Source organism: Kordiimonas sp. (assembly GCF_048260245.1).
In the GTDB taxonomy this organism is placed as follows: domain Bacteria; phylum Pseudomonadota; class Alphaproteobacteria; order Sphingomonadales; family Kordiimonadaceae; genus Kordiimonas.
This window is the reverse complement of record NZ_JBLXGZ010000032.1, coordinates 1-18,871: the sequence shown is the minus strand read 5'-3', so window position 1 is coordinate 18,871 and position 18,871 is coordinate 1. Positions and strand designations below refer to the sequence as shown.

At 53.9% G+C, this 18,871-nt stretch carries 16 protein-coding genes; 7 read left to right on the top strand and 9 right to left on the bottom strand.

Features of this window, described 5'->3' with window-relative positions:
- Nucleotides 1–2 precede the first annotated feature (2 nt).
- The gene (gene uidA, locus ACN0VM_RS14295) at nucleotides 3–1,802 is read right to left on the bottom strand and encodes a beta-glucuronidase (RefSeq protein ID WP_417451572.1); all 1,800 of its coding nucleotides are present in this window, start codon (nucleotides 1,800–1,802) and stop codon (nucleotides 3–5) included.
- 246 nt (nucleotides 1,803–2,048) lie between these two features.
- Between uidA and ACN0VM_RS14290 the strand changes: the two genes are divergently transcribed.
- The 4 genes from ACN0VM_RS14290 to ACN0VM_RS14275 all read left to right on the top strand — a co-directional run bounded on the left by ACN0VM_RS14290 (nucleotide 2,049) and on the right by ACN0VM_RS14275 (nucleotide 7,083).
- Nucleotides 2,049–3,923, top strand: coding sequence for a glycoside hydrolase family 88/105 protein (locus ACN0VM_RS14290; RefSeq protein WP_417451571.1), 1,875 nt, complete (start codon nucleotides 2,049–2,051; stop codon nucleotides 3,921–3,923).
- 51 nt (nucleotides 3,924–3,974) lie between these two features.
- Entirely contained in the window at nucleotides 3,975–4,739 is a 765-nt protein-coding gene (locus tag ACN0VM_RS14285; protein WP_417451570.1) for a FadR/GntR family transcriptional regulator, read from the top strand.
- Nucleotides 4,740–4,926: 187 nt separating this feature from the next.
- The gene (locus ACN0VM_RS14280) at nucleotides 4,927–6,174 is read left to right on the top strand and encodes an Nramp family divalent metal transporter (RefSeq protein ID WP_417451569.1); all 1,248 of its coding nucleotides are present in this window, start codon (nucleotides 4,927–4,929) and stop codon (nucleotides 6,172–6,174) included.
- A 3-nt stretch (nucleotides 6,175–6,177) separates the two neighbouring features.
- Nucleotides 6,178–7,083: a sugar phosphate isomerase/epimerase family protein gene (locus ACN0VM_RS14275; protein WP_417451568.1), complete on the top strand. Its 906-nt coding sequence runs from the start codon at nucleotides 6,178–6,180 to the stop codon at nucleotides 7,081–7,083.
- A 166-nt stretch (nucleotides 7,084–7,249) separates the two neighbouring features.
- Here ACN0VM_RS14275 and ACN0VM_RS14270 read toward each other — a convergent pair whose 3' ends face one another.
- The 8 genes from ACN0VM_RS14270 to ACN0VM_RS14235 form a co-directional block, all read right to left on the bottom strand.
- Nucleotides 7,250–8,026 (bottom strand): creatininase family protein, encoded by a 777-nt coding sequence (locus tag ACN0VM_RS14270; RefSeq protein WP_417451567.1) that lies wholly within the window; start codon nucleotides 8,024–8,026, stop codon nucleotides 7,250–7,252.
- Nucleotides 8,023–8,892: a RidA family protein gene (locus ACN0VM_RS14265; RefSeq protein WP_417451566.1), complete on the bottom strand. Its 870-nt coding sequence runs from the start codon at nucleotides 8,890–8,892 to the stop codon at nucleotides 8,023–8,025. Before ACN0VM_RS14265 ends, ACN0VM_RS14270 begins: the two co-directional genes overlap by 4 nt.
- Before the next feature lie 8 nt (nucleotides 8,893–8,900).
- On the bottom strand, nucleotides 8,901–10,046 hold the full coding sequence (locus ACN0VM_RS14260) for a mandelate racemase/muconate lactonizing enzyme family protein (RefSeq protein WP_417451565.1): 1,146 nt from the start codon (nucleotides 10,044–10,046) through the stop codon (nucleotides 8,901–8,903).
- A gap of 29 nt (nucleotides 10,047–10,075) precedes the next feature.
- Nucleotides 10,076–11,284 (bottom strand): D-mannonate dehydratase ManD, encoded by a 1,209-nt coding sequence (manD, locus tag ACN0VM_RS14255; RefSeq protein ID WP_417451564.1) that lies wholly within the window; start codon nucleotides 11,282–11,284, stop codon nucleotides 10,076–10,078.
- A 298-nt stretch (nucleotides 11,285–11,582) separates the two neighbouring features.
- A complete protein-coding gene (locus tag ACN0VM_RS14250; protein ID WP_417451563.1) occupies nucleotides 11,583–12,518 on the bottom strand; it encodes a sugar kinase in 936 nt (311 codons plus the stop codon).
- Nucleotides 12,515–14,038: a mannitol dehydrogenase family protein gene (locus ACN0VM_RS14245; RefSeq protein ID WP_417451562.1), complete on the bottom strand. Its 1,524-nt coding sequence runs from the start codon at nucleotides 14,036–14,038 to the stop codon at nucleotides 12,515–12,517. The genes ACN0VM_RS14250 and ACN0VM_RS14245 overlap by 4 nt, the downstream gene beginning before the upstream one ends.
- Nucleotides 14,035–15,456 (bottom strand): glucuronate isomerase, encoded by a 1,422-nt coding sequence (gene uxaC / locus ACN0VM_RS14240; RefSeq protein ID WP_417451561.1) that lies wholly within the window; start codon nucleotides 15,454–15,456, stop codon nucleotides 14,035–14,037. Before uxaC ends, ACN0VM_RS14245 begins: the two co-directional genes overlap by 4 nt.
- Before the next feature lie 178 nt (nucleotides 15,457–15,634).
- The gene (locus ACN0VM_RS14235) at nucleotides 15,635–16,675 is read right to left on the bottom strand and encodes a LacI family DNA-binding transcriptional regulator (RefSeq protein WP_417451560.1); all 1,041 of its coding nucleotides are present in this window, start codon (nucleotides 16,673–16,675) and stop codon (nucleotides 15,635–15,637) included.
- Nucleotides 16,676–17,119: 444 nt separating this feature from the next.
- Between ACN0VM_RS14235 and ACN0VM_RS14230 the strand changes: the two genes are divergently transcribed.
- From ACN0VM_RS14230 to ACN0VM_RS14220, 3 genes are all read left to right on the top strand, one after another.
- Entirely contained in the window at nucleotides 17,120–18,121 is a 1,002-nt protein-coding gene (locus ACN0VM_RS14230) for a TRAP transporter substrate-binding protein (protein WP_417451593.1), read from the top strand.
- Nucleotides 18,118–18,648 carry a TRAP transporter small permease gene (locus ACN0VM_RS14225; protein WP_417451559.1) on the top strand — a complete coding sequence of 177 codons (531 nt, stop codon included), beginning with the start codon at nucleotides 18,118–18,120 and terminating at the stop codon, nucleotides 18,646–18,648. Before ACN0VM_RS14230 ends, ACN0VM_RS14225 begins: the two co-directional genes overlap by 4 nt.
- Nucleotides 18,648–18,871 (top strand): TRAP transporter large permease subunit (locus tag ACN0VM_RS14220; protein ID WP_417451558.1); only part of this gene is annotated, 224 nt, incomplete at its 3' end. The genes ACN0VM_RS14225 and ACN0VM_RS14220, both read left to right, overlap by 1 nt.

Below are 18,871 nucleotides of genomic sequence, written 5' to 3'. Positions count from 1 at the left end.
CGCTACCCCGTCTGGTTTTTATAGGTGAATGGTTTTGACCAACGGTCCTTAAGCGTGAAGGCCGCTCGCTTTGGTTCGCGCGTTCGTGTAAAGACCCCCTTTAGGTTGAGAATCACGCGGCGATGGTTTTGCGCTGTACGAAAGTCTGCGAAGTTCCAGACGTGGGTGCCAATGGCATTGGGATGATTTTCAATGATATCACAATAGACCTCGAGGAATTTGGCCTGGTATTCCTCGGTAAACAGTTGGTCGGTCGTGCTGTGCGCGCCTGCAATGGTGTCCGCCCCAAACTCCAGAACCAACAAAGGCTTGTTATGCCGACGTGCAATTTCGTCCAGCTCTTCCTGAAGCCGGATCGCAGCCCTGTCCAATTGCGCTGGCATGTCATACCAACCGTAGTATCGGTTGATGGAAATGATATCCACATGATGAAAGCATGGATCATCAACACCAACTCGTCCGACATTGGCCACTGTCAACGGGCGGGTGGCGTCCAGCTTTCTTGTGTAGCCACAAACCTCTTCCCAATAGTCATAACATGCCTGGCTTTTGTATTCTGCCTCACCTTGATAGCCCGGCTCGTTGGCAACAGACCACATGATGACACTGGGGTGGTTCTTGTCCCGCGCAATTTGCCGTTCAAGCGTGCGTTTATGGTTTGCGAGCGTCTGATCACCGACCAGTCGAAAGTCAAGATTAACCGAGGCTAGCTCGCTGATCACCAACACACCTTTGCTGTCTGCATAATCGAGTATCTCTTCCGCATACGGATAGTGCGAGGTTCGAAACGAATTGGCGCCAATCCAACGCATAAGGCCAAAATCTTTGACCATAAGGGGCAAGTTCAGACCGCGGCCATGCACCGGAAAGTCTTCATGCTTGCCAAAACCTCGAAGAAAGATAGCCTCGCCATTAAGGTACAATCGGTTGCCCCGAACCTTAACTTCACGCACACCCACAGATATCTCGTAACTGTCCACTGCTTCACCGTCTGCCAGCAACACAACAGAAAGCGAGTGCAGGTACGGGTCCGTTGTTGACCAAAAGCGGCAATCCTCGATGCGGATTTCACCCTCAGCAACACCGTCGTTGATCGCAACGTTTAAAACACGGTCTTCACCACCGGCGCCCGCGACCGTAAATGTCACCTGATGACCATCGGGCGCATCCACGCATGCCGAAACCCTAACAAGGCCAGCATCACTATCAAGATGTGTCGTCACCGTGGTGTCGGTGATGTGGTGCTTAGGTACTGCGCAAAGAAGGACTGGTCGCTGTATTCCGCCATAGGGGAAAAAGTCTGGCCGCGTCGCGGGATACTGTTCCTCGCGGATACGTTCTTCTCTGGCATAATCCTCGATCGCTACCCCGGGCGTAATCGCGTCATAGCGCTGCTCGTTGCTGACCCACAGCACGATTCGCGCCTTCGCCCCGGGCTTTAGGAAATCCGTCGCCATACCATCATAGGGCAGGCATAGAATATCATTTTCAGCCACAAGATGGCCATTAACCCACAGCTTGCTTTCAAAATCAGCCGAGCCGACACGCACAAATATGTTTTTGCCGCCAAAGTGGTTCGGCACATGGACATCTCGCTGATACCACGCACCCCCCACGTAGTTCATCAGGCCATATTCCTGAAGCTGTTCGTTCCAGCTTCCCGGAACGGCGCACTCATGGGTAGGGGTAAATCCTGCAGCCCAGTTCTCTCGGAAACCGGTGCCTTCGGCGTCTGGCCTGAAACCCCAGATACCGGAACAATCAACAACCTCCCTGAACGCGTTACTCTGCGGATACAACAAACCTTCCCCCTTAGAAAATATAACCAGAACCTTGTACACCAGCGACCTGATATCTGGCATTCATGTTGTAGGATGACATACAAATATTCGCCGCACAAGCCCGAAACTAGCTTCTTGTCATACATATTATAACAGGGTAAGTTTGCCGCTCTATTCCCATTGCATGTGTAAAAAATCATTCACCAAGAACGTGGAAAAATTCATGCACAGCAATGAGTTATGTGTTCCAAGAAGAGGGGGAGTTACGTGAAAAACTGGACCAAAGCGACATTTGCAGTCTGCGCTGTTATCAGCCTTGGCGCTCAAGGTATCGTTCAAACAGCCTATGCCGAGGGCACTCTTCCCCAACCTGAGGCCGTCGCACAAAAAGTTGCCGACCGGCTGGTAAAGGATACCACCTTTGCCTTCAAACCCACGCTGCCCACGGCACGTGATGAGGGGTACCAGTATCTGGATTTTCATGATTCCCTGAGCGCTGTCGCGGGCGGCGTTTATGTGGCGCGCGCCGATGTTACCGTCAACACCAACGTGCCAGATCACGTATTGCCACTTGATGCTCTTGCCACCGCCAGCTTCGGCATCTCCCATTCTGCGGGGGCAGTGACTGTTTTGCTCGACGGTGAAGTGATTTATGACGAAGCTACGACTGAGGCCCATATACCAAAGGGTATAGATTATGATCGCTACGTCGCCGCTTCTTACGTCAAAGTATCACTGGAGCCGGGCAGCAAGCATAAGCTTTCGGTAAAAATGCGCCCGGAAGAGGGTGGAGAGGCCCGTGTCTGGCTTGGCTTTTTCTCTCAGAGCGGCGCGTCGCTTGGCCACCGGATAGCCCTGAGCCCGCCCCGCGTTAAAGACGCACCGGACTATATGCATTTCCTCATTGCCGGTCCGCTGGCCACCGAGAGCTACCCCTTTTCCGAACGCAGCGACCTTGAAACCGGCCCGCTCGATTTCACCCGCGATTATGACGGCGCAGAAGGAAAGGCAGTTCGCTGGGACCTGCCGCGTATCCATCTACAGCGCAAACACAGCGATAAACTTGAATATGCCGATTGGCGCTATTTCACCGGTACGATCCTTGATTCTCTTTATACGGTCAGCGATACGATCGAAAAACTTGACTACAGGCCTTTCATCAACCAACACATGGACTTCTTTATCGAAAAGCGTGAACTCATCGCGCGCGAACGGCAGGAACGCGGCCTGTTGCACAGTCCTTTCGGGCACTTTTTCCGCTATGCGCTGCTTGACGATACAGGCGTAACATCCTTGCCTTTTGCTGAGCGTTATATCCGCACCTATGGTGCTGGCAGCGGCAAGGGGCTGGATAGTGAGGACTATCGTCTGGCTAAGCGCGCAGCCGAGCACATTATGAATGATATCCCTCGGCTGGATGACGGCACCATCGGACGGGTAAACCCTGTGCCCCTGACCATCTGGGCGGATGACATGTTCATGGGCGCAGGCATTCTAATGCGAATGGCCCGGGCGGAAGCGTCACCGCGCTATGAGGCAGAGGCTATTAAACAGATTCTGCAAATTGACCAGTATCTGTCCGATGATACGACAGGCGTCTATTGGCACGGATATTTTGGGCACAGCAACGAACACTCCTCAAGCAAGTGGGGGCGCGCCAACGGCTGGACCATCATGGCAAAAACTGATGCGCTGCTGGCGCTCGACCCATCGCACCCAGACTATAACCAACTGCTCACTGCTTTTCGGAAACATGCAAACGGCCTGCTGAAATTACAAAGCGACGAGGGGCGTTGGCATCAGGTTCTGGACAACCCGGACACCTATCTGGAAACATCAGCCAGCAGCATGTTTGTGCGCGCTTTCGCTGAAGGTATCCGCAATGGCTGGCTGGACAGAGACAGTTTTCTGGACGCCACCCTAAAAGGGTGGAGAAGCGTCGCCGCTCAGGTGGACGACAATGGCCGCGTCCACGGTATCGTCAAGGGTACGCCCATCTTCTTCAACGATCAGCAGTATGAGGATCAGCCGACCCGCCTCAACGACCCACGCGGGTTGGGCGCATTCCTTTACATGACAAGCTCGATGCATAAGCTACTAAAATATATAGAACTTGTTGAAGCAAACGAAACGACTGAGTAGAGTTAACGCAACCACCTTTGAAAACGAACAAGAATAGCGAAAGTCAAGCATATGGCTGACAATTTAATCAAACCTCTGGGTAAGCGCATGTCCTTGACCGCTGAGTTGATCGAACAGCTTCGGTCTCAAATTCTCAGTGGCAAGCTTGCGCCGGGTGCACGGCTTCCAACCGAACAGGCCCTGGTCAACTCTGGCGGGGTCAGCCGTACTGTCGTACGCGAAGCGGTAGCCGCACTGAAAGCTGATGGCCTTGTTATTACCCGGCAGGGCGTTGGTGCTTTTGTTGCCGAAAAAGCAGGCACCGAAACATTTCGCATACGCCCGGAGGAAATGGCCACCCTTGAGGAGGTCATGAATGTCCTTGAACTACGCATGGCTGTCGAAATCGAAATGGCTGGTGCCGCCGCGCTCAGGCGGAAGCCTGAACAAATTGACAAGATGTACGAGGCGCTTGAAAAGATAGAAGCCAATATCAGAAATGATGTAGACGCCTCTGAATCAGATTACGACCTGCACAATGCCATCGCGCTTGCCGCCAGCAACCCGCAGTTTGTGCGTTTTCTGAACTTTCTGGGTACGCATCTGATCCCGCCGCACGACCTGCTGATGAAACACGACTTCGCCATGGCTGGTAAAGACGAGCCAGCGCCTCATCTCAAGCGCCTGAACCAAATGCAGTCTGAGCACCGGGCCATGGTTGAAGCTATCGAGAAGCAGGATGCCACGGCAGCGCGGGAGGCTACACGTCGGCATCTCGCGAACAGCATCGAACGCCACCGCGCCGCTTACGACATGCGACAAGCCGTAACAGACTGAACCAAAAGACCTTTTTATGAAAACACGCCGCCCGCATGGGCCGTGTGTGTTTGGCTTTTGCGCGACTGCCTGCCGCTGTCCCCGCGCCTATGGGGTGCCATCTGCATAGACATGAAATATAACTTGTCATATGTCAGACATCTATATACCTTTGGTCGAAATATGTGACAGCGGGGGGAGACAAACCGTGACATCACTCTGGAAAAGAGCTGCTCTCTTTCTATCGACAATCGGGCCGGGGCTTTTTCTGGTCGGCTACAATATCGGTACCGGCAGCATAACAACCATGGCATCAGCCGGGGCTTCACACGGCATGATCCTTTCCTGGGCCGTGCTGCTGTCATGTATATGTACGTATTTTCTCATCGTTTTTTTTGGCCGCTACACCCTAATCACCGGTGAAAGTGCGCTGCAGACCTTTCGCAAGCATTTTGGCAAACCCATAGCAATGACGGTATTGCTGATCCTTGTCTTCACCGAGATGATCTCAAGCATCGGGGTTATGGCGATTGTCACGGATGTGGTGAACGAATGGTCGAAACCTCTGACTGCCGATGGCGAGGGCTTCAGCACCATCATTCTGGCCATCCTGTTCGGGGCCATGCTGGTCTTTCTGCTGTTTAACGGTAAATACGGCTTCATCGAGAAACTGCTCGCGCTGTTTGTGGCGCTTATGGGCCTGAGCTTCCTGATGACCGCAGTCATGGTAATTCCCGATGCATCGCTGGTCATTCGCGGCCTGGTGCCCAGCATTCCGGCAGAGGCCAACGCAGGCCTGATTGTTGCTGGCATGATCGGCACCACCATGGGCGGTGTGCTTTACGTGGCTCGCTCCATCACCGTGCGGGAGAAAAAATGGACCGCCACAGACCTGAAGCTGGAGAAAAGGGACGCGTTCGTTTCTTCATTCCTGATGTTTTTCCTCAGCCTCTCCATCATGGCCGCTGCGGCTGGCACCTTGCACCCCAAGGGCCTGCACGTTGAAAATGCGATAGACATGATCAAGCTGCTTGAGCCGTTGGCTGGCCGGTTTGCGATCTCCATTTTTGTCGCGGGCATCGTTTGTGCAGGTCTGTCGTCGCTCTTCCCACATTATATGCTGGTGCCGCTTCTTCTGGCTGATTATCGCGGCCAACAAATGAACCTGAAATCACTTGAGAGCAAGGCCATCATCATTTTCTACGCGGCCTTGGGTCTTGTGGTGCCGATATTTGGCGGCCGCCCGGTCATGGTGATGATCATAACGCAGGTTTTCGCACTGTTCGTTACGCCGCTTATCCTCATACTCATGACCATCCTGCAAAACAGAAAAGCGATCATGGGCGAGAAAAAAGCAACACCCGCCGCCAACCTCCTGCTCGTGACCATCACCCTGTTCACCATCTTTATGGCTGTGATTGGTACCCTCGGAATCCTGGATGTTTTTAAAGGATAGCTTATGTTTGATCAAAGAATTGTCTGTGCCTTTCTCTATATCATCTCAAAATATGGCTACCCGCCACAAGCCGAGATGACCACAAAACACCTTGAGGAAATGAAAGCCCTTGGGTTTACATCGGTGGAACTGGAAGGCATCCGCGAAGAGCATCTGATGGCGGTTTATGAGAACCGCCACACATTTGCCGAGAAACTGAAGTCTCTGGAACTTAGCGTCCCGTATTTCTGCGTCGTACTACCCGGACTTTCCAGCCTTGACGACCAAGAGCGCGAAAAACAACTTGCCCTGTTTGAAAAGGGTTGCGAAATAGCCAAACTGTATGGAGCAAAGGGCGTGCTTGATAATGCACCCCTGCCTCCTTATCAGTTCCCCGCCGACATTCCCGTTGTCAGGCATTATGGCGAAGATGTCATTGCATCAGCCTTTCTGCCACATGACGTAAGCTGGGACCACGTTTGGTCGACACTGATTGAAACATACAGAATCGCCTGTGATATCGCCGCGCGCTACGGGCTAACCTATCATATGCATCCGGCGGAAGGCTTGCTCGCGTCCAACACCGATGCCTACCTCTATTTTCACGATGCAATGAAGCGGGACAACCTGCGTTTCACGCTCGATACCGCCAACCAGTTTGCCGTGCATGATAACCTGGCGCTTTCCATGATACGACTGAAAGACCATGTCGACTACATTCACATTTCTGACAATGGTGGCAAAAAATTTGAACACCTTGCGGTCGGAGACGGTAAAATCCGTTGGGACATCTTCCTTGAAACACTCCAGCGCGTCGACTTTAAAGGCCATCTTGGGCTTGATATAGGCGGCGACGAGTCAGCCGTGCCAGATCTGGACCGCGCCTACAGGGATGCCGCTGAATGGCTTGAACGGGACTATCTCGACTAGCACGAGCGCAGCACAAAATTCACAAGGAACAGTCTTCCCGGGCCAGGCCTCCCCCCGTTATCTTCCCTGGCCCATTAAACAACCCCCCGCCCTTCCGGACGGGGGGTTGCCTTTTCAGGTTGATTGGTGGGAACCAGGACAGGTCGGGTAAATAAACCCGTCGCGATCAACCTTGGGGGTGGGTTTTGCGTGCGAAAATTTCTCGCAGCATCATAACAAACTCGTCCGTCACGATATCGATGATCTTCTTACCCTTATCGGCTGTGGCATAACTCGGCGCACCAAAAACACCGGTGTGGGCCGTCAGTTCTGCCATGGAGCGCTGGTGTGAGCCCCTGCTGCCGGTCAGCAGATCTGCGTCCGACCAAGTGAAACTGGTCTGCAAGGGTGTGTCTCGCGCGGCGTCAAGGTCAACAAGCTCAGGAGCAATATGCAAAAGCATGGAGGTCTCAAACTCGCAAGCGTGGCCAACGCCACCAAATTCGCTTTCCTGCAACGCCTTGAGCGCTTCCGGCGCCAGCTTCCACCAGGTCAGCATGAAAAAGTCTACATCCGGATACCTGTGCCCCAGTTTTTCCATGATCACTTGCCCAATGGCCAGGTTTCCGCCATGGCTGTTAAACAGTATGATGTTGGTAAAGCCGTGCGCGATAACAGACGACAGAACATCAGACACATACGCCAACATGGTTTCATGCGTAAGTGTCAGGCTACCCGCAAAGCTCATATGATGCTCGGAACAGCAGACCGAGACCTGGGGCAGAATAAGAAGATCATCGCCCAACACATCATCTACCAGACCGGTAAAATGACGCCCGATAAGCGCGTCAGTCACAAGCGGCAGATGCGCACCATGTTGTTCTATGGCCCCTATATTGAGCACAACCGGCGTATTGCGGTCAAAGGCGTCAAGCGCTGGACTGGTGAGGTTTTCCCACCTCATTTCTTTGCTGCCCACATCTCTATTTCAACCAGCAGGCCCGGTAGCAATACCGCCTGTATCGCGGTACGTGCCGGGTAGGGCTCCGGCATGACTTGCCGATAAACCTTGTTAAACCGGTCCCACCCATCCAGATCTGTCAGATATATGTTCGCCTTGAACACATCTGAGAGGTCACAGCCTGCATTCGCCAATTGTCGCTTACAGTTTTCAAGCGTCTGGCGGGACTGTTCTTCAAGATTTTCACTCGTGATATCGCCTGCCAGATCAACCGCCACCTGGCCTGAAATCACGACAATCTCGTCAGTTTTCACGCTCAGAACCGGCGAGTATGGCCCGGCTGTAACATGTTGCTCGGCGGGCGGTGCCGTGATCGGGCTCTTGCCAACGCCGCCCATGACCGACGGCAGATAGCCAACAAAGGAGCTGATTTTCCAGCTCTTGCCAACCTTGCGCATAACATACAGGCTCTGCCAGTCGAGGATTTCCTTGCTACCGTCACGCTTCGGTATCGCGCCCTTGATTTCCTTGTGTGCAATTGCTGTTGTACCGTTGATGTCAATGGATGTCAGGCGGGAAGCCGCATACATGGGTTCCCGCACCGCTTCCAGATCAGTCTCGTCTGCGTTCTGCTGCGCGGCTTCAAGCCACAGAAATTTATAGGATGCGAGATCGGGAAACGTCATCGCCCAATCATCGGGATTGTCTCTGCCCTTACCATCGATGCCGAAGAAGCCGTCTTCAATGAAATCATCCTTGGTGGCATCCCAATCGACCCTCAGGAACGCTTCGAGGTCGCGGTGTACCAGTATTTCCCATATTTCCGCACGGTCTGTATCTCTTACGAACGGATTATCAAAAACACTCATTGTCTTTCCTATTCTACCGTAGCCGCCGACACCTGGTGCATCGCAAGCGCTTCTTCATCAAGCTCAATACCAAGACCAGGCCCCCGGTCGGGCACAAAGGCGTATGGCGGTTCAAACCGGATGGGTTGTTTGAGCAAACAATGAGACCGCAACATCCGGCCAAAAACATCACCGGGCCAGACACAACTTTTTGCTGCGATCGACTGGTGCAGATACATCGCCTCAAGCACACCCAGATCAACTTCCGAGCCATGCCAGCAATATTTCCGTGCGGCCGATGCGATACCGTCAAGCTGGCGGAATTTTGCCAGACCCGCGTTGAAGTTAAAGCCGTCAACCGCATTGTGCTCGATCACATTGATAGCATCATGCACCCGCTGGCCCTGATATACGTATGGCAGCGAGACATGTTGCACGATCGGGATGGAGGTAAACGTCCGCAGTTCGGCGTAATCCTTGAGCATCCACTTGCAGATGGGGTCTTCCAGAAGCAGCACGTTGCCTACCTCTTCAAGCCCCTTGAGCCGGCGGCGTGCCTGGCCAGCGTTTTCCCACCGCTGATTTGGGTCAAAAATGACCTTCATGTCAGGAGCATGCTTTTTGATCTGCTCACACCAGGAGACGATATCGTCCTCAAGATCACACTTGAACTTGATACAGTCGTACCCCTGCTCCGCATATTTTTTCGCCACAAGGCCGGCTTCATCGACCGTGCGGTGGCTGGACCATGCACCGACATAAACACGGTCGCGCACTGCACCGCCCAACAACATATAAAGCGGCACGCCAAGCAGCTTGGCGTAGGCATCCCAGATCGCGCACTCAAAGCCGTCATATTCCCGGCAAAGCGGGATCGGCAGATCCTGCAGGCAAATACGGTGAATGTCCTGCCCTATAAGGCTTTCCGACACTTCCTTGACCAGTTGCCAGTTGTGGTCCCGGTAGAATTCACCAATCCCAACGGTGCCGTCACTCAGTTCAAGCCGCAGAATAAGTTTCGGCAGTTCGTCAAATTGCGTGCTCCATTCACGCTTGCCGCCCACAGGCAGCATGTGGAGCGGTTTACGCACTTCGGCTGAATCAATCACCCCTTCCTTGGCAGGGACAATAACCTCGCTAAAGTGGAAACGCCGAATAGTGACAGCCGTACTCATTGCTCATGTCTTCCCGTGGATTTCAGCGATTACCAATTAAACATCGTGCCGTCCGATAGGCGGTTTACCGGTAAGTAGGCGCGTTCATATTCATATTTGGCGGCCAGCTCTTCGTTGATGTCCACACCGTGGCCTGGCGTGTCGCCAACAATGAGGTAGCCGTCCTCGAACGTGTAATCGTGCGGAAAGACTTCGTCGGTTTCAGGTGTGTGCCGCATATACTCCTGAATGCCGAAGTTTGGCACCCAAGTATCAAAATGCAGAGCCGCGCCCATAGTGATTGGGCTCAGGTCCGTGGCCCCGTGGAAACCGGTTCTTACATGATATAATTCGGCCAGATGTGCGATCCGGCGGATGTGCGAAATGCCACCGCCATGCACAATCGTGGTGCGGATATAATCAATCAACTGTTCAGTGATGAGTTGATGACAGTTATGGATGCTGGCAAACACCTCGCCCACGGCAAGAGGCGTTGTCGTGTGCTGCCGGATCAGGCGGAAACCTTCCTGAAGTTCGGCCGACACCGCGTCTTCCAGCCAGAACAGACGGAAAGGCTCAAGGTCTTTGCCAAGCCTGCCAGCTTCGATCGGCGTCAAACGGTGATGCACGTCGTGAAGCAGATGGCGGTCATAGCCATAAGTGTCTCGCAGCGTGCGAAATAGTGTTGGTACGTGCTCCAGATACCGCGCTGTGTCCCACTCGTTCTCGGTCGGCAGATCAGCGTCAGCTGGCTCGTAGAACAACTTGTCCTTGGAAACCCCATAGGTTGACGCGAGGCCAGGCACGCCTGTTTGCGCCCGAATGGCCTTATAGCCCATGTCAATATAACGGCCGACTTCCTCCACGGTTTCTTCAACCGTGTTGCCGTTGGCATGGCCATAAACCATGACGCCACTGCGGCTGCGACCACCCAGCAACTGATAAAGTGGCATGTTCGCGGCTTTGGCTTTGATGTCCCAAAGCGCCACGTCAATTGCCGCAAGCGCCGTCATACCCACAGGGCCACCACGCCAGTATGCGCCCCGATAAAAGAATTGCCAGATATCTTCGATCTGACCCGCATCACGGCCAATCAGACAAGGGATCAAATGGTCGGCAAGATACGAGGCAACCGCCAGTTCGCGACCGTTCAGGGTCGCATCACCAATCCCATATATGCCATCTTCAGTTATAATCTTGATCGTGACAAAGTTACGTCCCGGACAGGTTACAATGACTTTTGCGTCAACAATCTTCATAGCGCTCTAAACCCCTAAAACAGTTTGGTACCAAGCCGGTTTTTTTGCTGTGCGTCCTGAACTTCCCTCGGCGCGCATATTCACCCGCAGTAAATCCACCCCAGCCAGCTAATAAGTTGCGGCTTTTCAATCCCTCGAGGCGCCAACAACGACGACGCCTGAACACATCAAATCAGATGTAATCAAGTATGTTGTATGATGTATTATATTTAGAATAGAACAACAGTCGACCCTTTTTTTCGCCCGAAGACGCTTTTCAGGGTTTTCTGCTGAAAATGGGGGGTGGCGAGAGGGACGCCTATGTTAAATTGTCGCGCGCCTGATCAAATTCCGCGCGGGGCGCAATTGCCCCCGGAAGGCCGACAACAACCGCCGCGATTTCCGCAGCCTGGCGCAAAGCCGCACCAGCATCGGCTCCCTCCAGCCATGCGGCCAGGTAGGCGCCATCGAACGAATCGCCTGCAGCGGTTGTATCCACAACTTGGCGCGCAGGGGTAAACGGCAAGTGAACTGTCATGCTGTCATCGCGCACAAACATACCGGCGTCGCCGGCTTTGAGGACGATTTCCTTGCACCCATAGACCTGCATGCGCTCAAGCGCGTCGTAGGGATCAGCAGTGCTATATAACGCACCTTCTTCTTCCATACCGGGAAAGGCGATATCCGTAAGCCGGTAGGCGCGGTCCAGCCAATGGCGTGCTTCATCGGCAGACTCCCATAAACGAGGACGGTAATTAGGGTCAAAAGCAATCGTTGCGCCACCATCGCGTGCCTCGGCGATGTCATCAAGCAACCCAGCCCGACTGTCATCGTCCAAGATGGCAAGGCTAATGCCAGAGAAGAAAATGAGATCAGCACCAGATTTCGACAACGACCGGTTTTGCGCTCGCATCAGGCGCACCATTTCTTTCGCCGCAGCATCTCGCCGCCAATAGGAAAAGGAACGCTCGCCTTCATTGTCCGTGCTGATCATATAAGCACCAGGGGTGCCCCTTGTCAGCCGATATACGTCTCCGCAGTCCAGCCCTTCACTCATGAAACTGCTGATCATGGCGTCGGAGACTGTATCATCCCCCACTGCGGTCATATAGCTGATATGCGCTTGCCCTTGCAGGCACCGTTTCATGTAGACAGCCGCGTTATACGTGTCCCCGGCAAAGCTGCGGCGATAGGTGGCATCCGCAACCGGGCTAAATTCAACCATACATTCGCCTATGAAGACCGCCTTGGTCACACCAGCCTCCCGGCCGCATATGTGGGAGATTCGTGTCCATCACCGGCGTCAGCGAAAGCCTCAAGCGTCGCATGCACTCCGTGCGTAAGAAAAGAATGCAGCCAATTGTTTACACACGTCCGCACCCTATCGTTTTGAATCAGGTCTGTCGCAAAGATTTCTTTAACCGAGAGGAACGCCCGTGTCAGGGCTTCAGGATCCTCACCGGCATCAACCGCAATCTGTTTCAAACGGGGCGCAAGCGGGTCCTGAACCTCGTAACGCTTTCCGCTCTCGTCATACCCCATCACGAAACGGATCCAGGCCGCAATCGTGAGCGCATAAGCGTCAAGCGGTCTCCCAGCTTTCAGGTTCGCCCGTAAAGGTGCCAGTATACGCTGCGGCAACTTTTGCGAACCATCCATCGCTATCTGGTAGGTACTGTGATTGAGCGCCCGGTTACAATAGCGGCCAAGCACCGTCTCTCTATACACATCCATATCAAAGTTAACGGCAGAGCTCAGCGATGGGGCTGCCTCATCCTGCATCAGCCTTTCAGCAAACGCGTAAAAATGCGGGTTCCCCACCACTTCATGGATGTATGTATATCCGCCAAGAAAACCTGTATAGGCGAGCGCAGAATGACTACCGTTAAGCATCCTGAGCTTCGCATCTTCATAGGGTGCCACGTCGGGAACCAGCATGGCGCCAGCCACCTCGAACGGTGGCACAGCGGAGGCAAAGTTATCCTCGATCACCCACTGTGAAAATGGTTCAGATTTCACCAGCCCCCGGTCTTCAACCCCGGTAGAGGACGCAAAAGCTTCCCGGTCAGCGTCTGTGGTTGCCGGCACGATTCGGTCCACCATTGTACACGGAAAAGCCACGGCCTTTGCGATCCAGTCCCTGAGCCCGGCGTCTACCAACCCGGCGAATTGCAGGACAACTGCACGCGCCAGCTGGCCGTTATGGGGAAGGTTGTCACACGACATGACCGTTACGGCCTCACGCTGCGCCTCATACCGACGTTTTAAAGCCCAAACAAGATAGCCTATTGCAGTGGTAGGCGCACCGGGATGCGCGAGATCGTGCTGGACCGCCTCACTTTTCTCCTGAAGGGTTCCGGTCGCCGGGTCATGACAGTAGCCCTTTTCCGTCACTGTCATAGTAATCAGGCCGATGCTTTCATCCGCCATAAGCGACAAAACAGCCTCGGGATCCTCTGGCGCGGTCAAAACCCCCGCCACGCTGCCCACCACACGGTATTGCACACGGTTATCCGTCATGACGGCAAGTGTATAAAGTCCGTCCTGCGGGGATAGCTGCTCGCGCACCGCCGGGCTACGCAGCGACACCCCGACGGCCCGGCAGTCGCCGCCATGCCGGGCCAATATATCGTCGAAAAAAACTGCCTGATGACCCCGGTGGAACGCGCCGATTCCCAGATGTACAATACCGACGGCATGAGCCTCTATGTCATACGCCGGGCGCGCGACATCCCGAGGCAATTCAGCAAGTGTGTGTTTGTTAAGACGCATCATAATTTATAGGCCTCCTTCGCCAACCTGTAGCTTAGGTCTTGTATCAAGGTTTCCGCGTCATCCATGTGCATACGGTGTTCACTTACCAGTGTGGCCAGGAAACGGCAGTCCATCCGGCGTGCCACATCATGGCGGGCCGGCAACGATAGAAAAGCGCGCGTATCATCGTTAAAACCGACAGTATTATAAAAGCCCGCTGTTTCGGTCACTTGCTGACGGAAACGAACCATACCTTCCACACTGTCGTGAAACCACCACGGCGGACCTAGCTTCATACAGGGAAAATGCCCGGCAAGCGGCGCTAACTCGCGCGAGTAGGTGCTTTCATCCAGCGTAAATACGATCAGCCTCAAGGCCGTTTCATTGCCGTATTTATTGAGCAGCGCCTCAAGGCCATCAATGTAGTTGGTGGCTGATGGCAAATCCGCCCCGACATCAAAGCCGAACCGGTCCAGAAGCGGCCGGTTGTAGTTTCGGCGCGGTCCTGCATGCAACTGCATGACCAGACCATCCTCTATGGCCATGCCAGCAAATTCAGTAAGCATTTGTGCCCGGAACAGTTCTGCATCAGCGGGTGTGAATTCATCAGAGACGATTCGGGCAAAGAGAGCCTCAGCGTCCGCTTGTGACAGGTCGGCCGTCATGGCTGAAGGTACGCCATGATCACTTGCAGTAGCGCCATGATCACGGAAAACCTGCCGTCGCTCCCGGAGGGCCGCAAGATACTCTGGCCACGTTCTCACATCCCGCCCGCTGATCTCGGCAAATTTGAGCAGGTTTTGTTGGAATCCCGGCCGGTCAGGGTCAACAACATCGTCAGGTCGGAACGTCGTGATCACCCGTTTGGCCCAAGCCGTTCCCTGAAGCGCCGCGTGGTGCTCAAGCGTATCCGTCGCGCCTTCGGTGGTGGCAATCACTTCAATATTGAACTTGTCCATCAGCGCCCGAGGCCGGAAAGCCTCGCTCCGCAGCTTACCCTCTATCGTATCGTAATAATAATCCGCACTTTCTGGAGTCAGCGGACGATCAAATCCAAAGATATCGAAAAACACATGGGATAGCCAAAAAGCCGTCGGTGTGCCAAGGAACAGATGATAATGTGCGGCAAACATACGCCAGATCTTGCGCATGTCGGTTTCAACAGGTTTCCCATCCAGACGCGGGATGCCTATGTCTTCAAGTGGAATACCCTGGCTGTACAGCATCCTGATCAGGTAATGATCCGGCGTGACAAACAGATTGGTGGCATTATCAAAAGGCCGGTTTTCCGCGAACCAACTGGGGTCAGCGTGCCCATGTGGGCTAAGGATCGGCAGATCCTTCACCTGCTCATAGAGGCGCCGCGCTTTATCACGGATACCTTTGTCAGCCGGAAATAGCCGGTCCGGGTGTAAATAAGCTGCCAAATCGCTCGTCACGTTATCAATCCCATCAATAAACTAAACACCTGCCACCATGCACAGGCCCGTCTCGCTTTGTCTTAAAAGTATTGCCATCGGTGGCATATAATCACAACACCGAAAGAAATAAATTAATTATCTGTTTAATAACATATACTTATAGAATTTTAACCCGCGCAACCATGATGCTGTCGCTCTATTGCTGGCCGGGGCTTGCACTGGAGGAACGCACGACAATCTCTGGCTGGACATGAGTCTGTACCCTGCGGCTAGCCGCTTCATCGCCACTTATCAGGGCCAAAAGCTTGCCCGCCGCCAACGCCGCCATCTGCCGAATGGGGCGCCGCACAGTGGTGAGCGCCGGCAGAACCCGCGCAGCCAGAATACTGTCATCAAACCCTGTCACCGAAAGATCGTCTGGCACCTTAAAGCCCATAAGGGACGCCTGGTTCATGACACCCACTGCCATATGATCGTTACTTGCAATAATCGCTGTCGGCGCGGGCGATTGCTTCAGCAGGTATTCTGCCGCCTTCATGCCGCTTTCAAAGCTGTAGTCGCCCTGCTGCGCAACATAACGCGCGACAAGGTTCAGGCCGGAGTCACGAAGTCCGGCCTCATAACCAGCCAGACGTTCACGAGCCGAGAGATACTGTGTCGGCCCAGGCACAAAACCAATGCGCTGGTGCCCCTGAGCCGCCAGCGAAGCCGTGAGTTCGCGGATAGCGCTGCGGTCATCAGAGACCACAGTATTCTCTGCCCGGTCCTGTTCAACGGATTCGATGCGCACGTAAGGACAACCGACATCTTTCAGCGCACCGGCCAGATAATTCAATTCAGACACCGGCGGCATAATGACAACACCGTCAAGCTGTACGCGCTGAATAAACTGCATGACATCCTGCACGAGATCGCTGCTACCGTAGGTGCAGGGGTGCACCACAAGTTCGAAGCCTGCCTCACCGAGCTTTGACAGCAAACCCCGCAACACCTGATCGATAAAAAGCGGGTCGGGGTTATCATAGACGAGACCCACCAGATACGAGCGCTTTGCAGCAAGCCCCCTCGCGTAACGATTGGGCTCGTAATGCAGTTCCTGAATGACCGCCTGAACCTTTTCCCGCGTTTCTTCGTTCACCAGCGCAGAACCGTTCAATACACGGGACACCGTACGTTTTGAGGTACCTGCCAAACGCGCAACATCCGAGATTGTTGGCTTTTTATTCTGGTCAATCATCAACAGCTTTCCTAAAATGGAGGCAGTGCCCAACTTAAGGGCTCCGACGCCTTTATGCTACTGGTGGCAAACTTGGGTGTCCAGCCTTCATAATATGTGGCCGCAGGCGTGACCAAAAATCTTCACGCCCTCTTGGCTCACCGTCTTGGCCGCTTTCCCTATAATGCTTTAATATCAAAAGATTTTAATTGCTTACTGGAATGGTATGGGCGGAAAACCGTCCTGCCCGGTCATGATAATACATCAGACAACTCACCGTGAAGGGTCTTGCCACCGTGTTGCTTCGCTGATACCGTCCATCATTAAGGGAAGTGAGCCCCGTGAATGAGAATCTCGCCACTAAGCAAGCGATATCATTCTAAGGCCATGTATATAATACATAAATCTGGGAAGTCTCTCGTGTTCTATCGCAAGCAAAACCTGCTTAAACTTATATTGCTACCGATGGCAATATGTTTGAGCAACTGCAAGGATTACTCTGAGCAGACCACCGTTTTGAAGCTTGGCCATACGCTGGATACAGAGCATGCGGTCCACAAATCGATGCAATATATGTCCGAGCGGCTGGAACACTATTCAGATGGCACCATGCGGCTGGAGCTTTACCCCAATGCCCAATTGGGGACCGAGCGGGAGCTGGTAGAACTGTTGCAAATTGGCAGCCTTGCCATGACCAAGGTATCCGCCAGCCCACTTGAGAGCTTTGTCCCGGAAATGAAGATCTTCAGTTTACCTTATGTCTTTCGTGACAATGAGCATTACTGGCAGGTCCTGAACAGCGAAATTGGCCAGAAGCTTCTCACCTCACCCAAGCACGCCCGGCTGCGGGGCCTGGGTTATTATGATGCCGGCAGCCGGAGTTTTTACACCAATGACCGGCCCGCCCTCTCGCCCGATGACCTGAAGGGCCTCAAGATTCGGGTAATGAAGAGCCAGACGGCCGTTGACCTTGTCAACTCGCTGGGTGCGGCCGCCACCCCCATCAGCTGGGGCGAGCTATATACCGCCCTTCAACAAGGCGTGGTCGACGGAGCCGAAAATAATCCACCGACCTTCTTTCGTTCCCGCCACTATGAGATCAGCAAATATTTTGTGCTGGATGAGCACAGTTCCGTGCCCGACATACTGCTCATGAGCGAGCATATCTGGAGCACGCTGAGCGAAGAGCAGCAAGCCTGGCTCAATGCCGCCATGCAAGACAGTATCGCGTTTCAGCGCGAACTCTGGCGTCAGGCCACGGAAGAGGCACTAACCGCTGTCGCTGCCGCAGGCGTTGAAATCATCACGCCCGATAAAGCGCCCTTCGCAGCCGCCGTAAAAGATATGAAAGCTGCCTATCAGGGCACAGACATCGGTGACCTCCTCAATGCCATAGATGCTATCGGGCAGCCAAACGCTGGCCCGGCAACACGGCCCGCAACCGACGAGGGAGGCACACCGCTATGACACGGCTGAATACCATCATTGGTAAATTCCTCGCCCTGCTGACAACCACGCTTCTTGGCATCATGGTTCTCGTCGTGCTTTGGCAAATTCTGTCTCGCTACTTTCTGGGTAGCCCCAGCAGCTGGACCGAAGAATTGGCGCGCTACCTTCTTATATGGGTCGGCCTGTTTGGCGCCGCGCTGCTCTACCGGGAACGAGGGCATCTGGGGCTTGATATCTTTCAGGAGAAGGCAAGCCCCGCGGGCAGGCACCGCATGATTATTGCCTGTGACGCGCTGGCTGCGCTCTTTGCGCTCTTTGTCTTGATCGGCGGAGGGGCGTCACTGGTGCAACTGACGTGGGAGCTTAGGCAAACCTCAGCGGCGATGGCTCTCCCGATGGCTTTTGTATATGCCGCGCTGCCCCTGAGCGGCCTGTTTATCCTGATGTTCAGCCTTGAGGATATTTTCATCAACGCACGGTCAAACCCTGTCAATGCAAAGCAGGACAATTCTGGCGACCACCCCACAATCGGCGGAGTTGTGTAATGACCATATTTATCCTGATTGTCACTTTCGCGGTATTTCTCATTCTCGGGTTACCGATCGCCTTTGCTATCGGGCTTTCAACCCTGTTCACCATGGTTGTGACAATCGACTTCATTCCCGCGCTTACTACGGTCGCCCAGCGCATGGCTGGCGGGCTCGACAGCTTTTCCCTGCTTGCTGTGCCGCTTTTCATTCTGTCTGGACACCTGATGGGGCAAGGAGG

Excerpts from the sequence above, each read along its gene's own strand:
- ACN0VM_RS14285 (WP_417451570.1), top strand. The coding sequence starts at position 3,975 with ATGGCTGACAATTTAATCAAACCTCTGGGTAAGCGCATGTCCTTGACC.
- ACN0VM_RS14275 (WP_417451568.1), top strand. The coding sequence starts at position 6,178 with ATGTTTGATCAAAGAATTGTCTGTGCCTTTCTCTATATCATCTCAAAA.
- ACN0VM_RS14270 (WP_417451567.1), bottom strand. The coding sequence starts at position 8,026 with ATGAGGTGGGAAAACCTCACCAGTCCAGCGCTTGACGCCTTTGACCGC.
- ACN0VM_RS14265 (WP_417451566.1), bottom strand. The coding sequence starts at position 8,892 with ATGAGTGTTTTTGATAATCCGTTCGTAAGAGATACAGACCGTGCGGAA.
- ACN0VM_RS14260 (WP_417451565.1), bottom strand. The coding sequence starts at position 10,046 with ATGAGTACGGCTGTCACTATTCGGCGTTTCCACTTTAGCGAGGTTATT.
- manD (WP_417451564.1), bottom strand. The coding sequence starts at position 11,284 with ATGAAGATTGTTGACGCAAAAGTCATTGTAACCTGTCCGGGACGTAAC.
- ACN0VM_RS14245 (WP_417451562.1), bottom strand. The coding sequence starts at position 14,038 with ATGATGCGTCTTAACAAACACACACTTGCTGAATTGCCTCGGGATGTC.
- ACN0VM_RS14235 (WP_417451560.1), bottom strand. The coding sequence starts at position 16,675 with ATGATTGACCAGAATAAAAAGCCAACAATCTCGGATGTTGCGCGTTTG.
- ACN0VM_RS14230 (WP_417451593.1), top strand. The coding sequence starts at position 17,120 with ATGGCAATATGTTTGAGCAACTGCAAGGATTACTCTGAGCAGACCACC.
- ACN0VM_RS14225 (WP_417451559.1), top strand. The coding sequence starts at position 18,118 with ATGACACGGCTGAATACCATCATTGGTAAATTCCTCGCCCTGCTGACA.